This window comes from Tessaracoccus pujii, assembly GCF_055326215.1.
In genome coordinates this window covers 26,306-46,973 of the sequence record NZ_JBUZNP010000004.1, presented here as the reverse complement: position 1 = coordinate 46,973, position 20,668 = coordinate 26,306, and the positions used below count along the sequence as shown (strand labels likewise).

Below are 20,668 nucleotides of genomic sequence, written 5' to 3'. Positions count from 1 at the left end.
CCGGCTCCTGGACGGAACCGCCCGGTGGTCGGTCCGCGGTGCTGCCGCTCAGACACAACCGTCCGATATCTGGGAGCACCATGACGGCCTCGGCCACCCTCCACGCCACCACCTCCGCCGGCGATGCCTGGCGCGGATTCCAGCCGGGGGACTGGCAGCGCTCAGTCGACGTGCGCGGCTTCATCCTGGCCAACTTCACCCCCTACCTCGGGGACGCGAGCTTCCTGTCCGGCCCCACGGCGAAGACGCTCACGGTGTGGGAGACCCTGCAGCGCGACTACCTGAGCGTGGAGCGCGCCCGCCGCGTCTACGACGTGGAGACCCACATCCCCGGAGACGTCGACGCCTTCCCGGCGGGCTACATCTGCGCAGACGACGACGTCATCGTCGGCCTGCAGACCGATGTTCCCCTCAAGCGGCCCATGATGCCGGCCGGAGGGTGGCGGATGGTCGAGACCGCCATCAAGGAGGCGGGGCTCGAGCCGGATCAGCGGATCAAGGAGATCTTCACCCGCTACCGCAAGACGCACAACGAGGCCGTCTTCGACATCTACACCCCCCGCATCCGCAAGGCCCGCAGCGCCCACCTCATCACCGGGCTGCCGGACGCCTACGGCCGCGGGCGCATCATCGGTGACTACCGCCGCGTGGCCCTCTACGGGCTCGACCGGCTCATCGAGGCCAAGCGCATCGACCTCGACTCCGTCGCGGACCAGCCCTTCTCGGAGAACTGGGCGCGCTACCGCGAGGAGCACGCCGAGCAGATCAAGGCACTGAAGAAGCTGGGTAACCTCGGCGCCAGCTACGGCATCGACCTGGCACGCCCCGCGGCGACGTTCCTGGAGGCCGTCCAGTGGACGTACCTGGCCTATCTGGCCTCCGTGAAGAGCCAGGACGGTGCCGCCATGAGCATCGGGCGCCTCTCGGGCTTCTTCGACGTCTACGCCGAGCGCGACCTCGCCGCCGGCGCGCTGACCGAGGAGGGGGCGCAGGAGATCATCGACGCGCTGGTCACGAAGCTGCGCATCGTCCGGTTCCTGCGGACCGAGGACTACGATCAGATCTTCTCCGGAGACCCGTACTGGGCCACCTGGTCCGACGGCGGGTTCGCCGACGACGGCCGCACCCTGGTGACGAAGACGTCGTTCCGGCTGCTGCAGACGCTGCGCAACCTCGGCCCCGCGCCCGAGCCGAACATCACCATCTACTGGGACGCCGCGCTCCCGGCAGGCTACAAGGACTTCTGCTCGCTGATCTCCATCGAGACCTCGGCCCTCCAGTACGAGTCCGACGCCGAGATCCGGTGCCACTGGGGCGACGACACCGCCATCGCGTGCTGCGTCTCACCCATGGCCATCGGCAAGCAGATGCAGTTCTTCGGTGCGCGGCTCAACACCGCCAAGGCGTTCCTCTACGCCATCAACGGCGGGCGCGACGAGATGACCGGCGCGCGGGTGGTGGAGGGCTACGCACCGATCACCGGAGACGCGCCGCTGGACTTCGACACCGTCTGGGCGCGCTACGACGAGATGCTCACCTGGGCCGTCGAGACCTACGTCGAGGCGCTCAACATCATCCACTACTCCCACGACAGATACGCCTACGAGGCGATGGAGATGGCCCTGCACGACGATGAGATCGTCCGCACGCTGGGCTGCGGCATCGCCGGTCTCTCGATCGTCGCGGACTCGCTGGCGGCCATCCGGTACGCCACGGTCACGCCCGTGCGCGACGAGACGGGACTGGTGATCGACTACCTGACGGAGGGTGATTTCCCGCGCTACGGCAACGACGACGACCGGGCCGACGAGCTGGCCCAGCTCGTGGTGTCGACGGTGATGGACAAGATCCGCCGTATCCGGCTGTACCGCGACGCCGTGCCCACCCAGTCCGTGCTCACCATCACGTCCAACGTGGTCTACGGCAAGGCCACCGGCGCGTTCCCCTGCGGGCACGCGGCCGGCACCCCGTTCGCGCCCGGCGCCAACCCGGAGAACGGGGCGGACACCCACGGAATGCTCGCCTCCATGATGAGCGTCGGCAAGCTGTCCTACGACGACGCCCTCGACGGCATCTCGCTCACCAACACCATCACGCCCCAGGCGTTGGGCCGCACCGAGGCCGAGCGCGTGGCCAATCTCGTCGGCATCCTCGACGCCGGCATGGGGGAGGGGCTCTACCACGCCAACATCAACGTGCTCAACCGCGAGACCCTCCTCGACGCCATGGAGCACCCGGAGAACTACCCGCAGCTCACCATCCGCGTGTCCGGGTACGCGGTGAACTTCGTGCGTCTCTCGCGCGAGCAGCAGCTCGACGTGCTGTCGCGGACCTTCCACGAGGCCCTGTGACGCTGACCCTGACGGTCCCGGGATCCGTGGGCCCGAGGGTCGCGGCTCCGGTCGAACGGCGGCCGCGGGCGTCGGCGATGCTCGGCGGCATTCCGGTGGCGCACCACCTCACCCGCTCCGAGCTCCTGGCCGCCCAGCGGTCGGGGGAGGTGGGGTCCGTGCACTCGTGGGAGCTGGTCACCGCCGTCGACGGCCCGGGCACCCGGATGACCACGTTCCTGGCCGGGTGCCCGCTGCGCTGCCTCTACTGCCACAACCCGGACACGATGGCCGCCTCGCGCGGGCTGCCGGTGCTGGCCACCGACCTGCTGGCGCGGTTCCGGCGGTACCGCGGGGTGTTCCGGGCCGCCGGTGGCGGCATCACCCTCTCGGGCGGGGAGGTCCTGCAGCAGCCGGCCTTCGCCGCCCGGCTCCTGAGGGGGGCACGGGAGATGGGCATCCATACGGCGCTGGACACCTCGGGCTTCCTCGGCCGGCGCGCCACGGACTCGATGCTGGCGGACGTGGACCTGGTCCTCCTGGACGTCAAAGCCGGTGACGACGCCACCCACCGTCGGGTCACCGGACGCGAACTGGCTCCCACGCTCGAGTTCGGCCGGCGCCTGTCCGATCTGGGGATCGAGACCTGGATCCGGTTCGTCCTGGTCCCAGGGCTGACCGACGACCCCGTCACGATCGCCGGGGTCGCCGACTACGCGGCCACGCTCCGTGGCCTCACGCGGGTCGAGGTCCTGCCCTTCCACCAGATGGGCCGGGACAAGTGGGCGGAGCTGGGCATGGTCTACGCTCTCAGCGACACGCGCCCACCGTCGCCGGAGGACGTGGACGCGGCGCGGGCCGTCTTCCGGTCCCGCGGGCTCCTGGCCTACTGAGTCCCGGCGCGCGGCACGCCCCGATTTGGCAGCCCGCCCGGGCCGTGCCAGAATGGTCCGGTTGCTCCGCGAGGGGTCGGTGTCCTGTGACGCCATGCCCCACGAGCGAGGTCGAGCAGACGCCCAAGCGCGAGATGTGACCTTCCCACCCGGAAGGTGTACCTCAACTTGTGGCCGAGGCCCCGACACTCCCGACCTCGGGGGTTGGAGTGACAAGGGGTTATACCCCGCAGGAACGTGAAATTTCCACAGGGCTAGAGAAGAAGGAACGACGTGGCTGGACAAAAGATCCGCATCAGACTGCGGGCCTATGACCATGAGGTCATCGACAGCTCGGCGCGCAAGATCGTCGACACCGTGACTCGCACGGGCGCCAAGGTGGCCGGCCCGGTGCCGCTGCCGACGGAGAAGAACGTGTTCTGCGTGATCCGTTCGCCCCACAAGTACAAGGACAGCCGCGAGCACTTCGAGATGCGTACGCACAAGCGCCTGATCGACATCCTCGATCCGACGCCGAAGACCGTCGATTCGCTGATGCGTCTCGACCTGCCTGCCGGCGTTGATATCGAGATCAAGCTCCCGTGAGGTCTGAAGTGATGAGTGAACGAATTGTGAAGGGCATCCTGGGCACCAAGCTCGGCATGACCCAGCTGTGGGACGAGAACAACAAGATCGTCCCCGTGACCGTGATCCAGGCCGGTCCCTGCGTCGTGACGCAGGTCCGCACGCCGGACACGGACGGCTACTCAGCCGTCCAGCTCGGCTTCGGCGCGATCAAGGCCAAGAAGGTGACCAAGCCGTCCGCGGGACACTTCGCCAAGGCCGACGTGACCCCCCGCAAGCACCTCGTCGAGCTCCGCACCGCCGATGCGTCGGAGTTCACCCTCGGCCAGGAGCTGACCGCTGAGCTCTTCGCCGACGGCGAGATCGTCGACGTGACCGGCACCACCAAGGGCAAGGGCACCGCGGGCGTCATGAAGCGCCACGGCTTCCACGGCCTCAAGGCCTCGCACGGTGTGCACCGCAAGCACCGCTCGCCGGGCTCCATCGGTGGCTGCTCCACCCCCGGCAAGGTGTTCAAGGGGATGAAGATGGCCGGCCGGATGGGCAACGCGAAGGTCACCATCCAGAACCTCAAGGTCCACGCCGTCGACGCGGAGCGTGGACTGCTGCTGGTCCGCGGCGCCATCCCGGGTAACAACGGGTCGCTCGTCGTCGTCCGCAGCGCAGCCAAGAAGGGTGTCGTCTCATGAGCGACCTGACCGTTGACGTCGTCGACGCCAAGGGCAAGAAGGCCGGCAAGGCCGATCTCCCCGCCGCGCTGTTCGACACGCAGACCAACATTCCCCTGATCCACCAGGTGGTCGTGGCCCAGCTGGCCGCGGCCCGTCAGGGCACGCACTCCACCAAGACCCGCGCCCAGGTGCGCGGCGGTGGCATCAAGCCCTGGCGCCAGAAGGGCACCGGCCGCGCCCGTCAGGGTTCGCGCCGCGCCCCGCAGTGGGCCGGTGGCGGTGTGGTCCACGGACCGCAGCCCCGCAGCTACGACCAGCGCACCCCCAAGAAGATGATCGCGGCCGCCCTCCGTGGCGCGCTGTCGGACCGGGCCCGCGAAGGGGCCGTGTTCGTCATCTCCGAGATCGTCGCGGGCGAGACGCCCTCGACGAAGGGTGCCATCGCGGCGCTGACCGGTGTGGCCGGTGACCTGTCCAAGGTGCTCGTCGTGCTCGACCGTTTCGAGGACGTCGCCTGGCTGAGCCTGCGTAACGTCCCCACGGTGCACGCGCTCGCCGTCGATCAGCTCAACACCTACGACGTGCTCGCCAACGACAAGGTGGTCTTCACCTCCGCAGCCCTGGCCGCCTTCACCGCCGGTTCGCCGACGGGGAAGTCCGTCAAGGCCGTGGCGACCGAGTCCGAGGCCGCAGCCGAGGAGAGCCAGGCCGACGAGGCCCCCAAGGCCACCAAGAAGACTGAGGAGAAGGACCAGTGACGACATCGCTGAAGATCCGCGATCACCGCGACGTCATCCTGCGTCCCGTGGTGAGCGAGAAGAGCTACAACCTGCTCGATGACGGGAAGTACACCTTCATCGTCTCCCCGGACGCCAACAAGACCGAGATCAAGATCGCCATCGAGGCCATCTTCGACGTCAAGGTCACCTCCGTGAACACCCTCAACCGCACCGGCAAGCGTCGCCGCACGAAGTACGGGTACGGCAAGAAGGTCGACACCAAGCGTGCGATCATCACCGTCGCTGAGGGCCAGAGCATCGACATCTTCGGAGGCCCGGTCTCCTGACCGGCGAGCCACTGAGAGAAGGAACGAAAACTCATGGGTATCCGTAAGTACAAGCCGACCACGCCGGGCCGCCGCGGCTCCAGCGTGTCAGACTTCGTCGAACTCACGCGCTCCACGCCGGAGAAGTCGCTGCTCGCGCCGAAGCCGAAGACCGGTGGCCGCAACAACACCGGACGCATCACCACGCGTCACATCGGTGGCGGCCACAAGCAGGCCTACCGCATCATCGACTTCAAGCGCTATGACAAGGACGGCGTGCCGGCCAAGGTCGCTCACATCGAGTACGACCCCAACCGCACCGCCCGCATCGCGCTGCTGCACTACGCCGACGGCGAGAAGCGCTACATCATCGCGCCGAACGGCCTGACTCAGGGCACCGTCGTCACCGCCGGTGAGGGCTCGGACATCAAGCCGGGCAACAACCTCGAGCTGCGCCAGATCCCCGTCGGCACCACGGTGCACGCGGTGGAGATGCGCCCCGGCGGCGGCGCCAAGCTCGGCCGCTCGGCCGGCGCCGCCATCCAGCTCGTCGCCCGCGAAGGCAAGTTCGCCACCCTGCGCATGCCCTCGGGCGAAATGCGCCTGGTGGACATCCGCTGCCGCGCGTCGATCGGGACGGTCGGCAACGCCGAGCAGTCCAACATCAACTGGGGCAAGGCCGGCCGCAACCGCTGGAAGGGCATCCGCCCGACCGTCCGCGGCGTCGTGATGAACCCCGTCGACCACCCGCACGGTGGTGGCGAGGGCCGCACGTCCGGTGGCCGTCACCCCGTGTCGCCGTGGGGCAAGCCCGAGGGCCGCACCCGCGACAAGAACAAGGCGAGCAGTCGCCTGATCGTCCGCCGTCGCAAGACCGGTAAGAAGCGCTGATAGGGAGCCTGAGGAAAAATGCCACGCAGCTTGAAGAAGGGCCCCTTCGTCGACGACCACCTGCAGAAGAAGGTGGATGTTCAGAACGACAAGGGCACCAAGAACGTCATCAAGACCTGGTCACGTCGCTCGATGATCATCCCCGACATGCTCGGGCACACCATCGCAGTGCACGACGGCCGCAAGCACATCCCGGTGTTCGTCACGGAGGCGATGATCGGTCACAAGTTGGGCGAGTTCGCTCCCACGCGCACCTTCCGGGGTCACGTGAAGGACGACAAAAAGGCCCGTCGCCGCTGAGGCGCGAGATAAGGAACTGAATCAACTATGAGCAACGAAAACGGCAACAGCCGTCGTCGCGAGAACCTGCTCGGTGATCGTCCTGGCTCGTACGCCATCGCGCGCCACGTCCGGATGAGCCCCACCAAGGTGCGTCGCGTCGTCGACCTGGTCCGCGGCATGAGCGTCAAGGACGCCCTGGTCGCCCTCAAGTTCGCACCGCAGGCGGCTTCCGAGCCGGTCTACAAGGTTGTGGCTTCGGCCGTGGCCAATGCGGAGAGCGCCGAGGCACTGCGGTCCGACGACCTGTACATCTCCAAGGCGTTCGTCGACGAGGGCGTGACCCTGCGGCGAATCCGCCCCCGAGCGAAGGGTTCGGCCAGCCGCATCCTCAAGCGCGGTGCGCACATCACCGTGGTCGTCGAACCCCGCGAGACGAAGGGAGCCTGATTATGGGCCAAAAGATCAACCCGATTGGCTTCCGCCTCGGCATCACCACCGATCACACGAGCCGCTGGTACAGCGACAAGCAGTACTCGGAGTTCGTGGGTGAGGATGTCAAGATCCGCGGTTACCTCACCAAGACCCTCGAGCGCGCAGGGGTCTCGTCCATCGAGATCGAGCGTCGCTCGGAGCGCGTCACCATCTTCCTGCACGCCGCACGCCCGGGCATCGTCATCGGCCGTAACGGCGCCGAGGCGGAGCGGGTGCGCGCCGAGCTGGAGAAGCTGACCGGCAAGCAGGTCCAGCTGAACATCCTCGAGGTCAAGAACCCCGAGATCGATGCGCAGCTCGTGGCCCAGGGCGTCGCCGAGCAGCTCGGTGCCCGCGTGGCCTTCCGCCGCGCGATGCGCAAGGCTCAGCAGACCGCCATGCGCTCCGGCGCGATGGGCATCAAGATCAAGTGCTCCGGCCGTCTCGGTGGCGCGGAAATGTCTCGCTCCGAGGGGTACCGCGAGGGTCGCGTGCCGCTGCACACGCTGCGCGCCGACATCGACTACGGCTTCTTCGAGGCCCGCACCACGTTCGGCCGGATCGGCGTCAAGGTGTGGATCTACAAGGGCGACGTCGTGGGTACCCGCGCCGAGCGTGCTGCCCAGAAGGCCGCCCGCAACAACGCCCCCGGTGGCCGTCAGCAGCGTCCGGGCCGTCGCCCGGCTCGCGGCGAGGCTCGTGGGGATCGTCCCGAGCGCGGCGGTCGCCGTCGCGCCGACGCAGCCCAGGTTGAGGCCCCGGCTGCGCCCGCCACCGAGAACGCAGGAGCCTGATCATGCTGATTCCTCGTCGCGTGAAGTTCCGTAAGCAGCACCACCCCACGCGTGACGGTGCGGCCAAGGGCGGCACCAAGCTCGCCTTCGGTGAGTACGGCATTCAGGCGCTCGAGTCCTCGTACCTGACCAACCGTCAGATCGAGGCCGCTCGTATCGCCATGACCCGCCACATCAAGCGTGGCGGCAAGGTCTGGATCAACGTGTACCCGGACCGCCCCCTGACCAAGAAGCCTGCCGAGACCCGCATGGGTTCCGGCAAGGGTTCCCCCGAGTGGTGGATCGCCAACATCAAGCCCGGACGCGTGTTGTTCGAGCTCTCCGGCGTGCCGGAGGACGTGGCCCGCGAGGCGCTGCGTCTGGCCATCCACAAGCTGCCCTTCAAGGCACGCTTCATCAAGCGCGAAGCAGGTGACATCTGATGAGTAACTCTCTCGCCGCACACGACCTGCGTGGTCTGTCGCGTGATCAACTCAACGCCAAGGTCGTTGAGTTGAAGGAGGAGCTGTTCGGCCTTCGTTTCCAGGCTGCCACCGGCCAGCTGGAGTCGAGCAGCCGGATGCGCAACGTCCGCAAGGACATCGCACGCATCTACACCGTTCTGCAGGAGCGCAACCTCGGCATCGTCGACGAGCCGGTTGTTGAGGAGAAGTGAATATGAGCGAAGACATCACCACCACTGAACAGCGCGGCGCCCGCAAGGTCGTGCAGGGCGTCGTCGTGTCCGACAAGATGGACAAGACGATCGTGGTCCTCGTCGAGGACCGTGTGAAGCACCCGCTGTACGGCAAGGTCATGACGAAGTCCTCGCGCCTCAAGGCGCACGACGAGGAGAACTCGGCCGGCATCGGCGACCGGGTCCGTGTCATGGAGACCCGTCCGCTGTCCGCGCAGAAGCGCTGGCGCCTGGTCGAGATCATCGAGCGCGCCAAGTAAGTCAAGCGCACGCACAGATCGGCCCGTCCCCGTGGGGGCGGGCCGATCCGTGTGTCCGGAGGCTGCCGAGCTGCCGGTCGGTCAGTGCGGCACCAGCGCGAGCCCGTTGCTCACCACCCCGTCGATGGCAGCCCAGGCCGGGACTGCGGCGTCGTGACCGGTACCGGCAGTGTGGGCGTCGGAGCGGGCGTCGGGCTGGGCTGGGGTGGCGCGGTGATCAGCAGGGTCTGCGTGGGATGGCCGAGCTCATGGCGCACGACGATGGGGGCCCGGCTCGTGTGGGTGAGGGTGACCGTGGCCTCGGCGGAGTAGCAACCTGGTTCGGTCAGGTGGGCTCGCGCGAGCCCGGTGGTCACCGCCGTCTCCAGGGGACGTGCGTCATAACTCGCCACCGTCGGCGCCTGTGACCACTCCACCGCCTCACAGCTGGTGGACGCCCCCGCCAAGCGCGGTGCCACCGGGCCGACCAGGCGGCCGCTGGCGACGATGGTCACCTCGGACGAATCCGGAACCGTCCTCCCCGGCACCCCGTCGAGGCGCAGTGCGTCCGAGGCCTCCACACCCGCCTCAGCGGTCCCGTGGGGGCTCAGTTCCGTGGTGACCGACGGCGCGAGCACCAGACTCGTCTCGGGCTGCTGCGGCCACCCGGGTGCCGGGGGAGGGGCCACGAACTCGGCCGGGGCGAGCGCTTCTGCCCAGTGGTAGTACCCGGCCTCGGGAAAGGACAGGGACGTGGAGGCGACCTCCGCTGAGCCGTCCTCGCCGTAGCGCCCGGAGAAATGTGCTTCGCCCACCCGCCGCTCGTCGCTGGGCGTGGCAGCGGCGAGGTCGTCGAGGGATGTGAACGGGCCGTAGAGGGTGGTGGTGCCGGAGAACCGTGCACCGGGGCGACCACCGGTCAGGGTCACGATGTCCACGGCGGCCTCGCCGGCCAGGGCGACCACGTTGCGGGTGCGCGTGCTGACCGTGGGTGTGAAGCGTGGCGAGAGCGACGCCTCTGCGCCGGCCGCCACCGACACCCGGGCGGGCGCGAGCAGCAGACGCTGGACGGTCCGTTCGGAGGGCACGAAGACACGCGGGGCTGCGCCTGCGAGCCCGGAGAACGTGACGGTGACCCCGCCGTCGACGGGGTCCGACCCTGGCAGGGGCATCGTCACGCCGAACCTCGCAACGCCGGAGCCATCGGTGACGGACGGGGGTGCCGACACAGTGACCGCCCCGGTGCCGGCCACCGACACCGTGATGCCGGGCACAGCGACCCCGGAGCGGGAGGTCACCGATGCCCGCAGCAGCCCACTGGGCTCCGTGAGCGTCGGGCGCTCCACCCATTCCAGGTGGGCCGTGTACGGTCCCGCGAATCTGGCCGCCTCGCGTGTCAGCCTCTCGAACTCCGTGCGCGCCCCAGGATGGGCCGCGGTCACCGCCGACCAGCGCTCGGTTTCGCGGGCTGTCTGCTCGGCGCCGTCGACCGTGCGGAGCCGGACGAAGTGCTCGACGGCGGCACCGGTGTCCGCGGCGGGACTCTGCCCGGTGTGGGTGAGGACCCAGGCGAGGTCCGCCGCCTCCGCGTCAGAGACGGTCGTGGTGCCGTTCCCGTGGGGGACCGGGGCGCCGCCGGCAACCCCCGACTGCTTGGTCAGCGGCGTGCCGGCAGGCAGCTCGGTCCATCCGGTGGCGCGCCGCGGCGGCGCGGACATCAGGTCAGCGCAGTAGGCGGTGACCTGCCCCAGGTGGTAGGCGCCGTACCAGTCCCGCCCCGTGCGCGGCATGGACACGGTGTGCCCGGCGCCGGCCAACGGGCCGTCCTGGGGCCGGGCATCGGCCGGGGCGGGCGCGACGAGCAGGGTGAGGATGACGGTGATGAGCAGGACGAGGGCGGGGCGTGGTCTCATGATCAGGGGGCTTCCTGGTTGCGGTGGGGTTCGCACCACTCTTGGTGAGAGCACCGCGCCTTTCCCAGGTCAAGCCCGGCCTGTGGAGAACGGTCCGGCCGCCGTCCCTCGGGCTCAGGAGCCCTCGGGCCAGGAGTCCGGAGTGGGCTGGTTCGTGTCCTCCCCCGCCGGGGAGTGGTCCGTCCACGAGTCCCTGGGACGGTAGCCCAGCTCCAGCATGGTGTTGGTGAGATCCCAGCGACGGTTGGGGTTGTCCGAGACGGCGTAGTAGAGACCGAAGCGGACCGGTGCCTCGATGGCGCACCGCACCACCTCGACGGTGTCGTCCTCGCTCAACCACATCGCGCGCAGCAGATCGAGATCCGTGCCGAGGGTGTCCTTCGTGCTCCAGCCGATCCGCAGCGAGATGAAGTCCATGCCGTGCTGGTCGTGGTAAAAGCGGCCGAGCGCCTCGCCGAACACCTTCGACACCCCGTAGAGCGAGTCCGGGCGGGGGAGCATGTGTGGATACACGGGCCACTGCTCGTCGCGGTCGTACATCCCCATCGCGTGGTTGGACGAGGCGAAGACGAAGCGCCGCACCCCGGCCTCACGGGCGGCCTCCAGCGCGTTGCGCAGGCCTATGATGTTGGCGCTCAGCACGGCGTCCCACGTCGACTCGGGCGACGCCGCGCCCGCCATGTGGACGACGGTGTCCACCCCCTCCATGAGCGCGAGGGTGGCGTCGTAGTCCGTGAGGTCGGCGATGCGGATGGTGTCCGGGTCGTCGTCGTCGGGGTGGCGCCCCTGGAGGACGAGGTCGTACTCGCCGCGCAACCGGCGCGCCAGGAGCGCCCCGATCCCGCCGGTGGCGCCAGTGATGAGGAGTCTGCGCGGTGCCATGACGTCCATCCTGCCAGCGGGGACGACGCACGATGCGGCCTCTGCGGAACGCGTGGGGTAGAGTGATCCTCAGCACTCGGATCGTTCTGCTCTGAGTCCCCGAGCTTTTCTTTTCCTGATGCCATCGCGCTGCGGACGCCTAGTCCGCGCCGGGCAGAACCGCTGCATCACCCCCACACGGGAGTTTTTCTCATGTCTTCACTGTCTTTCGGCGCGCTCGGCGTGCCCTCCACGCTCGCCACCGTCCTCGCGGACCGCGACATCACCCTTCCCACGCCCATCCAAGCCGCGACGCTGCCTGACTCCCTGGCGGGCCGCGACGTGCTGGGCCGTGGCCGCACCGGATCGGGCAAGACCTACGCGTTCCTGCTGCCGCTGGTGGCGCGGCTCGCCGCGTCCGGGACGCGCCGCACCCCGAAGCGTCCCCGGGCGCTCATCCTGGCTCCCACCCGCGAGCTCGCCCTGCAGATCGATGAGGCGCTCGCGCCCCTGGCGGCCACTGCCGGACTCACGTCGCGCACCATCTTCGGCGGTGTCAACCAGAAGCCGCAGGCCCTCGCGCTGACCAGGGGCGTCGACGTGATCGTCGCCTGCCCCGGACGCCTCGAGGACCTCATTTCGCAGGGCGTCGCCTCCATGGGGGGCATCGAGATCACCATCATCGACGAGGCCGACCACATGGCGGACCTCGGGTTCCTGCCGTCCGTCAGGCGCCTCCTGTCGCAGACGCCGAAGGCTGGGCAGCGCATGCTGTTCTCGGCCACGCTCGACAAGGCGGTGGGCACGCTGGTCGACCAGTTCATGCACAACCCCGTCGTCCACGAGGCGGACTCGGCCGAGTCGCCTGTCTCCACCATGACGCACCACGTCCTGCACGTGGCCGACGACCGGCACCTACCGGTCCTCATCGACCTCACCGCGGCCCCCGGGCGCTCGGTCGTGTTCACGCGCACCAAGCACCGCGCCAAGAAGATCGCCAAGCAGCTCAACGCGGCCGGAATCCCGGCCGTGGAACTGCAAGGCAACATGAGCCAGAGCGCCCGCGAGCGCTCGATGGCCGCATTCCACGCAGGCACCGCGCAGACGCTCGTGGCCACGGACGTCGCCGCCCGCGGGATCCACGTCGACGACGTCGGCCTGGTCATCCACGCCGACCCGCCGGTGGAGCACAAGGCCTACACGCACCGCTCGGGCCGCACCGCCCGCGCCGGCGCCGAGGGCACCGTCGTCACGCTCATGCTCGACGCGCAGCGCAACGATGTCCGCGACCTCACCCGCAAGGCCGGCGTCAAGCCCACCGTCACCAGGGCCGACGAGCGGCACCCGGTGCTGCGTGAAATCGCCCCGGGGGAGCGCTCCTTCCCCGGCGGGATCATCAAGGCGGAGGCGCCGGCCCCCCAGGGCGGCGGCCGTCGGCGCGAGCCGGCCCGCGAGGGTCGCGGCAGGGGTGGCGAGCGTGGTCAGAACCCCCGTGCGGCGGGTCCCCGGGTCAACTCGGACGGCCGCCCGGCCCGCCCGGCGCGCCCCTCCGGATCCCGGACGAGCAACGGCCAAAGCGCCTCCGGAGGCGCTGCCGCCTTCTCCACGGCCACCGGCCGCGGGCGTCGTCGGGGCTGATTTCTCCCGTGGGGCACCACGGGGCTAGACTGTTCAAGTTGCCTTGGGTCTGTGCCCTTTCGAGGGGACCTTTCCCGGGTTCACATCGCTTCCTCTCTCTCGAGTTGGATGCCGCCTCCTGGCAAAATCCAGGGGGTTCGTTTCTAGTTCCACCAGGCCTCATGCATGGGAACCGGTGGATCAAGGAGAAGTCAATGATCCAGCAGGAGTCGCGACTGAAAGTCGCCGACAACACTGGTGCCAAGGAGATCTTGTGCATCCGTGTGCTCGGCGGCTCCAAGCGCCGCTACGCCTATCTCGGTGACACCATCGTCGCCACCGTCAAGGACGCGATCCCCGGCGGTAACGTCAAGAAGGGCGACGTGGTCAAGGCCGTCGTCGTCCGTACCGTCAAGGAGCGTCGTCGCGCCGACGGTTCCTACATCAAGTTCGACGAGAACGCCGCCGTCATCCTGAAGAACGACGGGGAGCCCCGCGGCACCCGCATCTTCGGCCCGGTGGCGCGCGAACTGCGTGAGAAGAAGTTCATGCGCATCGTCTCGCTCGCTCCGGAGGTGATCTGACATGGCATCGCTCAGCATCAAGAAGGGTGACCGCGTCAAGGTCCTCTCGGGCAAGGACAAGGGCGTCATCGCCGAAGTCATCGCCGTCGATCCGGCCACCGAGCGCGTCACCGTGCAGGGTGTCAACCTCGTGAAGAAGCACCGTCGCGAGTCGCAGACCGCGGCCGGCCGCAAGGTCGAGGGCGGCATCATCACCGTCGAGGCGCCGATCCACGTGTCGAACGTGCAGCTGGTGGTCAAGGTTGACGGCAAGGAGGTCGTGACGCGCATCGGTTACAAGCGCGTCGAGGTCACCAAGCGCCGTCCCGACGGCTCCGAATACACCAAGGAGCGCTCCGTGCGCATCGCCCGCAAGACCGGTGAGGAGATCTGATGACCGCCACCGTAACCCCCACCGCGATTCCGCGCCTCAAGGCCAAGTACCGCGAGACCATCGTCCCGGCGCTCCAGGAGGAGTTCCAGTTCGACAACGTCATGCAGATCCCCGGTCTGGTCAAGATCGTGGTCAACATGGGTGTCGGCGAGGCCGCGCGCGACTCGAAGATCATCGAGGGCGCCATCAAGGACCTCACCGCCATCACCGGCCAGAAGCCTTCCGTGACGAAGGCCCGCAAGTCGATCGCCCAGTTCAAGTTGCGTGAGGGTCAGCCCATCGGCTGCCACGTCACGCTGCGCGGCGACCGGATGTGGGAGTTCGCGGACCGGCTGCTGACGCTGGCCCTGCCCCGAATCCGCGACTTCCGTGGCCTCAACGGCCGCCAGTTCGACGGCAACGGCAACTACACCTTCGGTCTCTCGGAGCAGGTCATGTTCCTCGAGATCGACCAGGACCGGATCGACCGGGTCCGCGGCATGGACATCACGTTCGTCACCTCGGCCACCAACGACGTGGAGGGTCGCGCGCTGCTCAAGCTGCTCGGCTTCCCGTTCAAGGCCACCGACGATCCGACGAAGCAGAAGTCGAAGCGCGGCCCCGCGTTCTACGCCAAGAAGAAGAAGTGAGCTGACCCATGGCAAAGACAGCACTCAAGGTCAAGCAGTCCCGCAAGCCGAAGTTCGGTGTGCGCGCCTACTCCCGCTGCCAGAAGTGCGGCAGGCCCCATTCGGTCTACCGCAAGTTCGGGCTCTGCCGCATCTGCCTGCGCGACCTCGCGCACGCGGGCGAGCTGCCCGGCGTGACCAAGTCGTCCTGGTGACCGGACACACTTCCACCACGATTCCAAGTTGCGACAGGTCCGGGTCCCCGGAAACCGGCGCGAGAAAGAGGCAATAAGTCATGACGATGACTGATCCGATCGCTGACATGCTGACGCGTGTCCGCAACGCCAATCAGGCGTTCCTGGACTCGACGTCCATGCCGTCGTCGAAGATCAAGGTGGGTATCGCCGAGATCCTCAAGACCAACGGTTACATCGCGAGCTACGAACTGGCAGATGTCGAAGGCCAGGTCGGCAAGACGCTCAAGGTGACCCTCAAGTACGGCGATTCCCGCGAGCGTTCCATTGTGGGACTGCGTCGCATCAGCAAGCCCGGCCTGCGTGTCTACGCCAAGGCCACCGAGCTGCCGAAGGTGTTGGGCGGTCTGGGTATCGCCATCATCTCGACCTCCCAGGGGCTTCTGACGGACCGTGAAGCAAACGCCAAAGCCGTAGGCGGCGAAGTCCTCGCCTACGTCTGGTGACCGGGCGAAGGTAAGGAGAGAAACAGTTATGTCTCGCATTGGCAGACTCCCCATCGCCATCCCGTCCGGTGTCGACGTGTCGCTCGATGGCCGCAACGTCGGTGTCAAGGGCCCCAAGGGTGCCCTGACGCTGACCGTGGCCGAGCCGATCACGATCGACAGGAACGAAGAGGGCCTACTCGAGGTCGCGCGTCCCAACGACGAGCGCGAGAGCAGGTCCCTCCATGGCCTCACCCGCACCCTGGTCAGCAACATGATCGTCGGGGTGACCGAGGGCTACGAGAAGAAGCTCGAGATCGTCGGCGTCGGTTATCGCGTCATGGCCAAGGGCCCGCAGCAGCTCGAGTTCGCTCTCGGCTTCTCGCATCCCGTCGTCGTGAACGCCCCTGAGGGCGTCACGTTCGTCGTCGAGACCCCCACGCGCTTCAGCGTCCAGGGCATCGACAAGCAGCTTGTTGGCGAAACCGCGGCCAACATCCGCAAGCTCCGCAAGCCTGAGCCCTACAAGGGCAAGGGCGTCCGCTACGCGGGCGAGCACGTCCGCCGCAAGGCCGGAAAGGCTGGTAAGTAATGGCCATCTCGCTCAGCAACCGCAAGGGGCTGGCTCCCAAGACGGCGTCCCGCGCCCGTCGGCAGCTGCGTGCGCGCAAGAAGATCAACGGTTCGGCCGAGCGTCCCCGTCTCGTCGTCAGCCGGTCGTCGCGACACCTGTTCGTTCAGGTGATCGACGACGTCCAGGGCACGACGCTGGCGTCCGCGTCCACCATGGAGGCCGACCTGCGCGGCGTCGAGGCGGACAAGTCGGAGAAGGCGCGCAAGGTCGGCACACTGATCGCCGAACGCGCCAAGGCCGCCGGAGTCGAGCAGGTCGTCTTCGACCGTGCAGGTAACAAGTACCACGGTCGGATTGCGGCTCTGGCCGATGCCGCCCGCGAGGCCGGGCTCGGCTTCTAACTCGACGAAAGGAAAGGTTTTTCACGATGAGTGAGACCCAACAGCGCCGCGGTGGCGGCGCGACCGGTGAGCGTCGTGGCCGTGACGATCGTCGTGGCCAGGCTCCCAAGGAAGAAAGCAAGTACCTCGAGCGCGTTGTCACCATCAACCGCGTGTCGAAGGTCGTCCAGGGTGGTCGTCGCTTCAGCTTCACCGCACTGGTCGTCGTCGGCGACGGCGAGGGCATGGTCGGTGTCGGCTACGGCAAGGCGAAGGAGGTGCCGGCCGCTATCGCCAAGGGTGTGGAAGAGGCCAAGAAGCACTTCTTCCGCGTGCCGCTGATCCAGCGCACCATCCCGCACCCGGTCCAGGGCGAGAAGGCCGCCGGCGTGGTCATGCTGCGCCCGGCGTCCCCGGGTACCGGCGTCATCGCCGGTGGCTCGGCCCGCGCCGTGCTCGAGTGTGCGGGCGTGCACGACGTGCTCGCCAAGTCGCTCGGGTCGTCGAACGCCCTCAACGTGGTGCACGCCACGGTGGAGGCGCTCAAGCAGCTCGAAGAGCCGCAGGCCGTGGCGAATCGTCGCGGCATGCGGGTCGAGGACGTCGCCCCGGCGGCGCTCCTCCGCGCTGCCAGGGAAGGGGTGACTCACTGATGGCTGAGTTGAAGATCACCCAGGCAAAGTCTGGGGTGGGCGGCAAGCAGAACCAGCGTGACACGCTGCGGACGCTCGGGCTGAATCGCATCGGCGCCTCGGTGGTCCGCGAGGACCGCCCCGAGGTGCTCGGCATGATCCGCACCGTGGCCCACCTCGTTACCGTGGAAGAGGTGAAGTGATGACGCTCAAGCTGCATCACCTGCGTCCGGCACCGGGCGCCAAGACGGCGAAGACCCGTGTCGGCCGTGGTGAGGGATCCAAGGGCAAGACCGCCGGTCGCGGCACGAAGGGCACCGGTGCACGCAAGAACGTGCCGGCGAACTTCGAGGGTGGCCAGATGCCGTTGCACATGCGCCTCCCGAAGCTGAAGGGGTTCAAGAACCCCTTCCGGGTGGAGTTCCAGATCGTCAATGTCGGCCGTCTCGCCGAGCTGTTCCCCGAGGGCGGCTCCGTGGGCATCGAGGACCTGGTGGACGCCGGCGCAGTGCGCTCCGGCAACCTCGTCAAGGTGCTCGGCAACGGTGACGTGGACGTGGCGCTCGACGTGACCGCCCACGCGTTCTCCGGCTCCGCCAAGGCGAAGCTCGAGGCCGCCGGCGGCTCGGTGACCGAACTCTGAATCGGTTCCACCGCATATTCACCACCGACGGGGTGGGCTCGGACTCTCCGGGCCCACCCCGTCGGCCTTGTTCCCGAGCTGCTCACCGCGGCCTCCGGCGTTTTGGCGCCCGTGGCCCGCTTGATAGGCTTCCCTGGTTGCCGTGCCTCCTGCGCACTGTGCCGTGTTGTCAACGAACCGAAAGTAGGGCCGGATGATCTCCGCCTTGGCCAACGCGCTGAAGACCCCGGATCTTCGCAAGAAGATCCTCTTCACGCTGGGCATCATCGTCGTGTTCCGTCTGGGATCGACCATCCCGTCGCCCAATGTGAACATCTCGCGCATCGACCAGTGCCTGGCGCTGGCCGAGCAGGGGGACTCCGCCGGCATCTATTCGATGATCAACCTGTTCTCGGGCGGCGCGCTACTGCAGCTGACGATCTTTGCGCTCGGCATCATGCCCTACATCACGGCGTCGATCATCCTCCAGCTCCTGACGGTGGTGATCCCGAAGCTCGAGGCCCTCAAGAAGGAGGGCGGCACCGGTCAGCAGAAGATCACCGAGTACACCCGTTACCTCACCCTCGTGCTGGCCGTCCTCAACGCGACGGCGTTCGTCACGCTCGCCCGCACGGGGCAGCTGTTCCAGGGCTGTGACGGGATCCTCTACACCGATGAGCTCCTGCCCCTCATCACCATGGTCCTCGTGATGACAGCCGGCACCGGCATCATCATGTGGATGGGTGAGCTGATCACCGAGCGCGGCATCGGCAACGGCATGTCCATCATGATCTTCACGCAGATCGCGGCCAGCTTCCCCTCCGGCCTGTGGTCCATCAAGCAGAGCCACGAGGGCGTCACGGGCTGGTTCCTGTTCTTCCTCGTCATCGGCATCGGCCTGCTGGTCATGCTGGGCATCATCTGGGTGGAGCAGGGTCAGCGGCGGATCCCGGTGCAGTACGCCAAGCGCATGGTGGGCCGTCGCCTCGTGGGTGGGTCCACCACCTACATCCCGCTGAAGGTCAACCAGTCCGGCGTCATTCCGGTCATCTTCGCCTCCTCCATGCTGTACCTCCCGGTCCTGTACTCGACCTTCAGGCCCGACGGCGTCGTGTCTCAGTGGATCCAGGCGAACTTCACCGGCCAGGGTGCGCAGTCCTGGGTGTACAACCTGACGCAGTTCTTCCTGATCATCGCGTTCTGCTACTTCTACGTCTCCATCACCTTCAACCCGGAGGAGGTCTCGGACAACATGAAGAAGTACGGCGGCTTCATCCCGGGCATCCGTGCGGGGAAGCCCACGGAGCGGTACCTGGCCTATGTCCTGTCTCGGCTGACGGCTCCCGGCTCGCTCTACCTCGCCACCATCGCTCTGATCCCCACCATCGCGTTCATGGCGGTGGGTGCGCAGCAGAACTTCCCGTTCGGCGGCACCTCCATCCTCATCATCGTCGGCGTGGCCCTGGACACCGTCAAGAAGATCGAGAGCCAGTTGCAGCAGCGCAACTACGAGGGGTTCCTGCGATGAGGCTGCTGATCATGGGCGCCCCCGGTGCAGGGAAGGGGACCCAGGCCACGGCACTCGCCGAGCGCTACGGCGTCCCCGCCATCTCGACGGGCGACATTTTCAGGCATCACATCAAGACCCAGACGCCGCTGGGGATCAAGGTCAAGGAGATCATCGACGCGGGGGAGTACGTGCCCGACGATGTGACCGAGGAGATCGTCGCGGACCGGCTCGGCGACGCGGACTGCGAGCCGGGCTTCCTGCTCGACGGCTTCCCGCGCACGATGCACCAGGTGTACTTCCTGGACCGCTACCTCGCCGGCCGCGGCGAGCAGCTCGACGCCGTCGTCTCGCTGCACGTGGAGCCCGAGGCCCTGGTGCAGCGCCTGCTCGCGCGCGCGGAGAAGGAGGGCCGGGCGGACGACAACGCGGACACCATCCGCCGCCGCATGGAGGTCTACGCCGGCCAGACGGCGCCCCTGCTCTTCCACTACGAGAACAAGAACCTGCTCGTCGACGTCGAGGGCACCGGCACGGTCGACGAGGTGCAGCAGCGCATGTTCGACATGGTCGACGCCCACACCGGTACCACGCCGTGAGCATCGAGCTGAAGTCTGCCGCGGAGCTGCGCCTGATGCGTAAGGCCGGTCTGGTGGTCGCCGCTGGGCTGGAGGCCATGTGCGGCGCCGCTGACGTCGGCATCACCACGGGTGAACTGGACGCCATCGGCCGCGACGTCCTGGCCCGCAACAACGCGGAGTCCTCGTTCCTGGACTACGGCTCGGACTGGGGTAACGGGTTCCCCGGGGTGGCCTGCATCTCCGTCAACGACGTGCTCGTCCACGGTATCCCGGGCGAGCGGGTGCTCGCAGACGGCGACGTCGTGTCCATCGACTTCGGCGCGATCGTGGAGGGCTGGCACGGTGACGCGGCCCGCACCGTCGTCGTCGGCGCGCCGGCCCCGGAGGACGTCGCGCTGATCGAGGCCACCCGCGAGGCGATGTGGGCGGGAGCCCGCGCCATGCGGGCCGGTGGGCGGGTGGGTGACGTCTCGCGCGCCATCGAGGACTACGTCAAGACGCTGCCCGTGCGCTACGGCACGCTGCGCGAGTACACGGGCCACGGCATCGGCTCGGAGATGCACATGGAACCCGACGTGCCGAACTGGCACCGCCGCCGCCCCACCCCGAAGCTGGCGGTGGGGATGGCTCTGGCCATCGAGCCGATGCTCACCACCGGTCTGCATCAGACGCTGGAGCTGGACGACGGCTGGACCGTGGTGAGCAGGGATGCGTCGCGGGGTTCCCACTGGGAGAACACGGTGGCGCTCACGGAGCACGGCCTCTGGGTGCTGACCGAACCCGACGGCGGTGCCGAGCGGCTGGGCGACCTGTTCGGGCCGCTGGCGGACTGAGCGCCCCACCCCGTCGGACGCGGGCCCGGTGCTTGCGGCGCGGCCTAT

29 protein-coding genes are annotated in these 20,668 nt (G+C 68.0%); 27 read left to right on the top strand and 2 right to left on the bottom strand.

All coding sequences use genetic code 11. The features are described 5' to 3' along the window. Positions 1 to 80 precede the first annotated feature (80 nt). The 13 genes from pflB (at position 81) to rpsQ (ending at position 8,877) form a co-directional block, all read left to right on the top strand. On the top strand, positions 81 to 2,351 hold the full coding sequence (gene pflB / locus ACZK5N_RS06625) for a formate C-acetyltransferase (RefSeq protein ID WP_463624708.1): 2,271 nt from the start codon (positions 81 to 83) through the stop codon (positions 2,349 to 2,351). Further along, the gene (gene pflA / locus ACZK5N_RS06620) at positions 2,348 to 3,223 is read left to right on the top strand and encodes a pyruvate formate-lyase-activating protein (RefSeq protein WP_459020286.1); all 876 of its coding nucleotides are present in this window, start codon (positions 2,348 to 2,350) and stop codon (positions 3,221 to 3,223) included. The genes pflB and pflA overlap by 4 nt, the downstream gene beginning before the upstream one ends. Before the next feature lie 273 nt (positions 3,224 to 3,496). Further along, positions 3,497 to 3,808, top strand: coding sequence for a 30S ribosomal protein S10 (gene rpsJ, locus ACZK5N_RS06615; protein ID WP_015071250.1), 312 nt, complete (start codon positions 3,497 to 3,499; stop codon positions 3,806 to 3,808). An 8-nt stretch (positions 3,809 to 3,816) separates the two neighbouring features. After that, positions 3,817 to 4,476 (top strand): 50S ribosomal protein L3, encoded by a 660-nt coding sequence (gene rplC / locus ACZK5N_RS06610; RefSeq protein WP_459020285.1) that lies wholly within the window; start codon positions 3,817 to 3,819, stop codon positions 4,474 to 4,476. After that, positions 4,473 to 5,216, top strand: a complete 744-nt coding sequence (rplD, locus tag ACZK5N_RS06605; RefSeq protein WP_459020284.1) for a 50S ribosomal protein L4 — start codon at positions 4,473 to 4,475, stop codon at positions 5,214 to 5,216. Before rplC ends, rplD begins: the two co-directional genes overlap by 4 nt. Next, positions 5,213 to 5,524 (top strand): 50S ribosomal protein L23, encoded by a 312-nt coding sequence (gene rplW / locus ACZK5N_RS06600; protein WP_459020283.1) that lies wholly within the window; start codon positions 5,213 to 5,215, stop codon positions 5,522 to 5,524. Before rplD ends, rplW begins: the two co-directional genes overlap by 4 nt. Positions 5,525 to 5,557: 33 nt before the next feature. Then, positions 5,558 to 6,394, top strand: coding sequence for a 50S ribosomal protein L2 (rplB, locus tag ACZK5N_RS06595; protein ID WP_459020282.1), 837 nt, complete (start codon positions 5,558 to 5,560; stop codon positions 6,392 to 6,394). Between the two features lie 18 nt (positions 6,395 to 6,412). Beyond that, positions 6,413 to 6,694, top strand: a complete 282-nt coding sequence (gene rpsS / locus ACZK5N_RS06590; RefSeq protein ID WP_459020281.1) for a 30S ribosomal protein S19 — start codon at positions 6,413 to 6,415, stop codon at positions 6,692 to 6,694. Positions 6,695 to 6,721: 27 nt separating this feature from the next. Then, positions 6,722 to 7,123, top strand: coding sequence for a 50S ribosomal protein L22 (rplV, locus tag ACZK5N_RS06585; RefSeq protein WP_459020280.1), 402 nt, complete (start codon positions 6,722 to 6,724; stop codon positions 7,121 to 7,123). 2 nt (positions 7,124 to 7,125) lie between these two features. Then, positions 7,126 to 7,941, top strand: a complete 816-nt coding sequence (gene rpsC / locus ACZK5N_RS06580) for a 30S ribosomal protein S3 (RefSeq protein ID WP_459020279.1) — start codon at positions 7,126 to 7,128, stop codon at positions 7,939 to 7,941. Positions 7,942 to 7,943: 2 nt separating this feature from the next. Then, positions 7,944 to 8,363: a 50S ribosomal protein L16 gene (rplP, locus tag ACZK5N_RS06575; protein ID WP_459020278.1), complete on the top strand. Its 420-nt coding sequence runs from the start codon at positions 7,944 to 7,946 to the stop codon at positions 8,361 to 8,363. Further along, positions 8,363 to 8,596: a 50S ribosomal protein L29 gene (gene rpmC / locus ACZK5N_RS06570; protein WP_182782377.1), complete on the top strand. Its 234-nt coding sequence runs from the start codon at positions 8,363 to 8,365 to the stop codon at positions 8,594 to 8,596. The genes rplP and rpmC overlap by 1 nt, the downstream gene beginning before the upstream one ends. A 2-nt stretch (positions 8,597 to 8,598) precedes the next feature. Beyond that, positions 8,599 to 8,877: a 30S ribosomal protein S17 gene (gene rpsQ, locus ACZK5N_RS06565; RefSeq protein WP_459020277.1), complete on the top strand. Its 279-nt coding sequence runs from the start codon at positions 8,599 to 8,601 to the stop codon at positions 8,875 to 8,877. Between the two features lie 110 nt (positions 8,878 to 8,987). Here the strand turns inward: rpsQ and ACZK5N_RS06560 are convergent, their stop codons facing one another. Both ACZK5N_RS06560 and ACZK5N_RS06555 read right to left on the bottom strand, forming a co-directional pair. Beyond that, positions 8,988 to 10,769: an Ig-like domain-containing protein gene (locus ACZK5N_RS06560; protein ID WP_463624707.1), complete on the bottom strand. Its 1,782-nt coding sequence runs from the start codon at positions 10,767 to 10,769 to the stop codon at positions 8,988 to 8,990. 114 nt (positions 10,770 to 10,883) lie between these two features. Next, entirely contained in the window at positions 10,884 to 11,651 is a 768-nt protein-coding gene (locus tag ACZK5N_RS06555) for an NAD-dependent epimerase/dehydratase family protein (RefSeq protein ID WP_459020275.1), read from the bottom strand. Positions 11,652 to 11,843: 192 nt separating this feature from the next. Between ACZK5N_RS06555 and ACZK5N_RS06550 the strand changes: the two genes are divergently transcribed. From ACZK5N_RS06550 to map, 14 genes are all read left to right on the top strand, one after another. Beyond that, complete coding sequence (locus ACZK5N_RS06550; RefSeq protein WP_463624706.1) at positions 11,844 to 13,268, top strand: DEAD/DEAH box helicase; 1,425 nt, start codon at positions 11,844 to 11,846, stop codon at positions 13,266 to 13,268. A gap of 194 nt (positions 13,269 to 13,462) precedes the next feature. Then, complete coding sequence (rplN, locus tag ACZK5N_RS06545; protein WP_068749476.1) at positions 13,463 to 13,831, top strand: 50S ribosomal protein L14; 369 nt, start codon at positions 13,463 to 13,465, stop codon at positions 13,829 to 13,831. Position 13,832: 1 nt separating this feature from the next. Then, positions 13,833 to 14,204, top strand: coding sequence for a 50S ribosomal protein L24 (rplX, locus tag ACZK5N_RS06540; RefSeq protein WP_459020273.1), 372 nt, complete (start codon positions 13,833 to 13,835; stop codon positions 14,202 to 14,204). Further along, entirely contained in the window at positions 14,204 to 14,833 is a 630-nt protein-coding gene (gene rplE, locus ACZK5N_RS06535; RefSeq protein WP_459020272.1) for a 50S ribosomal protein L5, read from the top strand. The genes rplX and rplE overlap by 1 nt, the downstream gene beginning before the upstream one ends. Before the next feature lie 8 nt (positions 14,834 to 14,841). Beyond that, positions 14,842 to 15,027, top strand: a complete 186-nt coding sequence (locus ACZK5N_RS06530; protein WP_459020271.1) for a type Z 30S ribosomal protein S14 — start codon at positions 14,842 to 14,844, stop codon at positions 15,025 to 15,027. A gap of 80 nt (positions 15,028 to 15,107) precedes the next feature. Further along, positions 15,108 to 15,512: a 30S ribosomal protein S8 gene (rpsH, locus tag ACZK5N_RS06525; RefSeq protein ID WP_459020270.1), complete on the top strand. Its 405-nt coding sequence runs from the start codon at positions 15,108 to 15,110 to the stop codon at positions 15,510 to 15,512. A 28-nt stretch (positions 15,513 to 15,540) separates the two neighbouring features. Further along, entirely contained in the window at positions 15,541 to 16,083 is a 543-nt protein-coding gene (gene rplF, locus ACZK5N_RS06520) for a 50S ribosomal protein L6 (RefSeq protein ID WP_459020269.1), read from the top strand. Beyond that, entirely contained in the window at positions 16,083 to 16,466 is a 384-nt protein-coding gene (gene rplR / locus ACZK5N_RS06515) for a 50S ribosomal protein L18 (protein WP_459020268.1), read from the top strand. The genes rplF and rplR overlap by 1 nt, the downstream gene beginning before the upstream one ends. A 26-nt stretch (positions 16,467 to 16,492) precedes the next feature. Then, a complete protein-coding gene (gene rpsE / locus ACZK5N_RS06510) occupies positions 16,493 to 17,098 on the top strand; it encodes a 30S ribosomal protein S5 (protein WP_459020267.1) in 606 nt (201 codons plus the stop codon). Then, positions 17,098 to 17,280, top strand: a complete 183-nt coding sequence (gene rpmD, locus ACZK5N_RS06505) for a 50S ribosomal protein L30 (protein ID WP_459020266.1) — start codon at positions 17,098 to 17,100, stop codon at positions 17,278 to 17,280. Before rpsE ends, rpmD begins: the two co-directional genes overlap by 1 nt. After that, positions 17,280 to 17,720 (top strand): 50S ribosomal protein L15, encoded by a 441-nt coding sequence (gene rplO / locus ACZK5N_RS06500; RefSeq protein ID WP_459020265.1) that lies wholly within the window; start codon positions 17,280 to 17,282, stop codon positions 17,718 to 17,720. Before rpmD ends, rplO begins: the two co-directional genes overlap by 1 nt. Positions 17,721 to 17,913: 193 nt before the next feature. Continuing rightward, the gene (gene secY / locus ACZK5N_RS06495; RefSeq protein WP_459020264.1) at positions 17,914 to 19,227 is read left to right on the top strand and encodes a preprotein translocase subunit SecY; all 1,314 of its coding nucleotides are present in this window, start codon (positions 17,914 to 17,916) and stop codon (positions 19,225 to 19,227) included. After that, entirely contained in the window at positions 19,224 to 19,805 is a 582-nt protein-coding gene (locus ACZK5N_RS06490) for an adenylate kinase (protein WP_459020263.1), read from the top strand. Before secY ends, ACZK5N_RS06490 begins: the two co-directional genes overlap by 4 nt. Further along, a complete protein-coding gene (map, locus tag ACZK5N_RS06485; RefSeq protein WP_459020262.1) occupies positions 19,802 to 20,620 on the top strand; it encodes a type I methionyl aminopeptidase in 819 nt (272 codons plus the stop codon). Before ACZK5N_RS06490 ends, map begins: the two co-directional genes overlap by 4 nt. Positions 20,621 to 20,668: the final 48 nt, after the last annotated feature.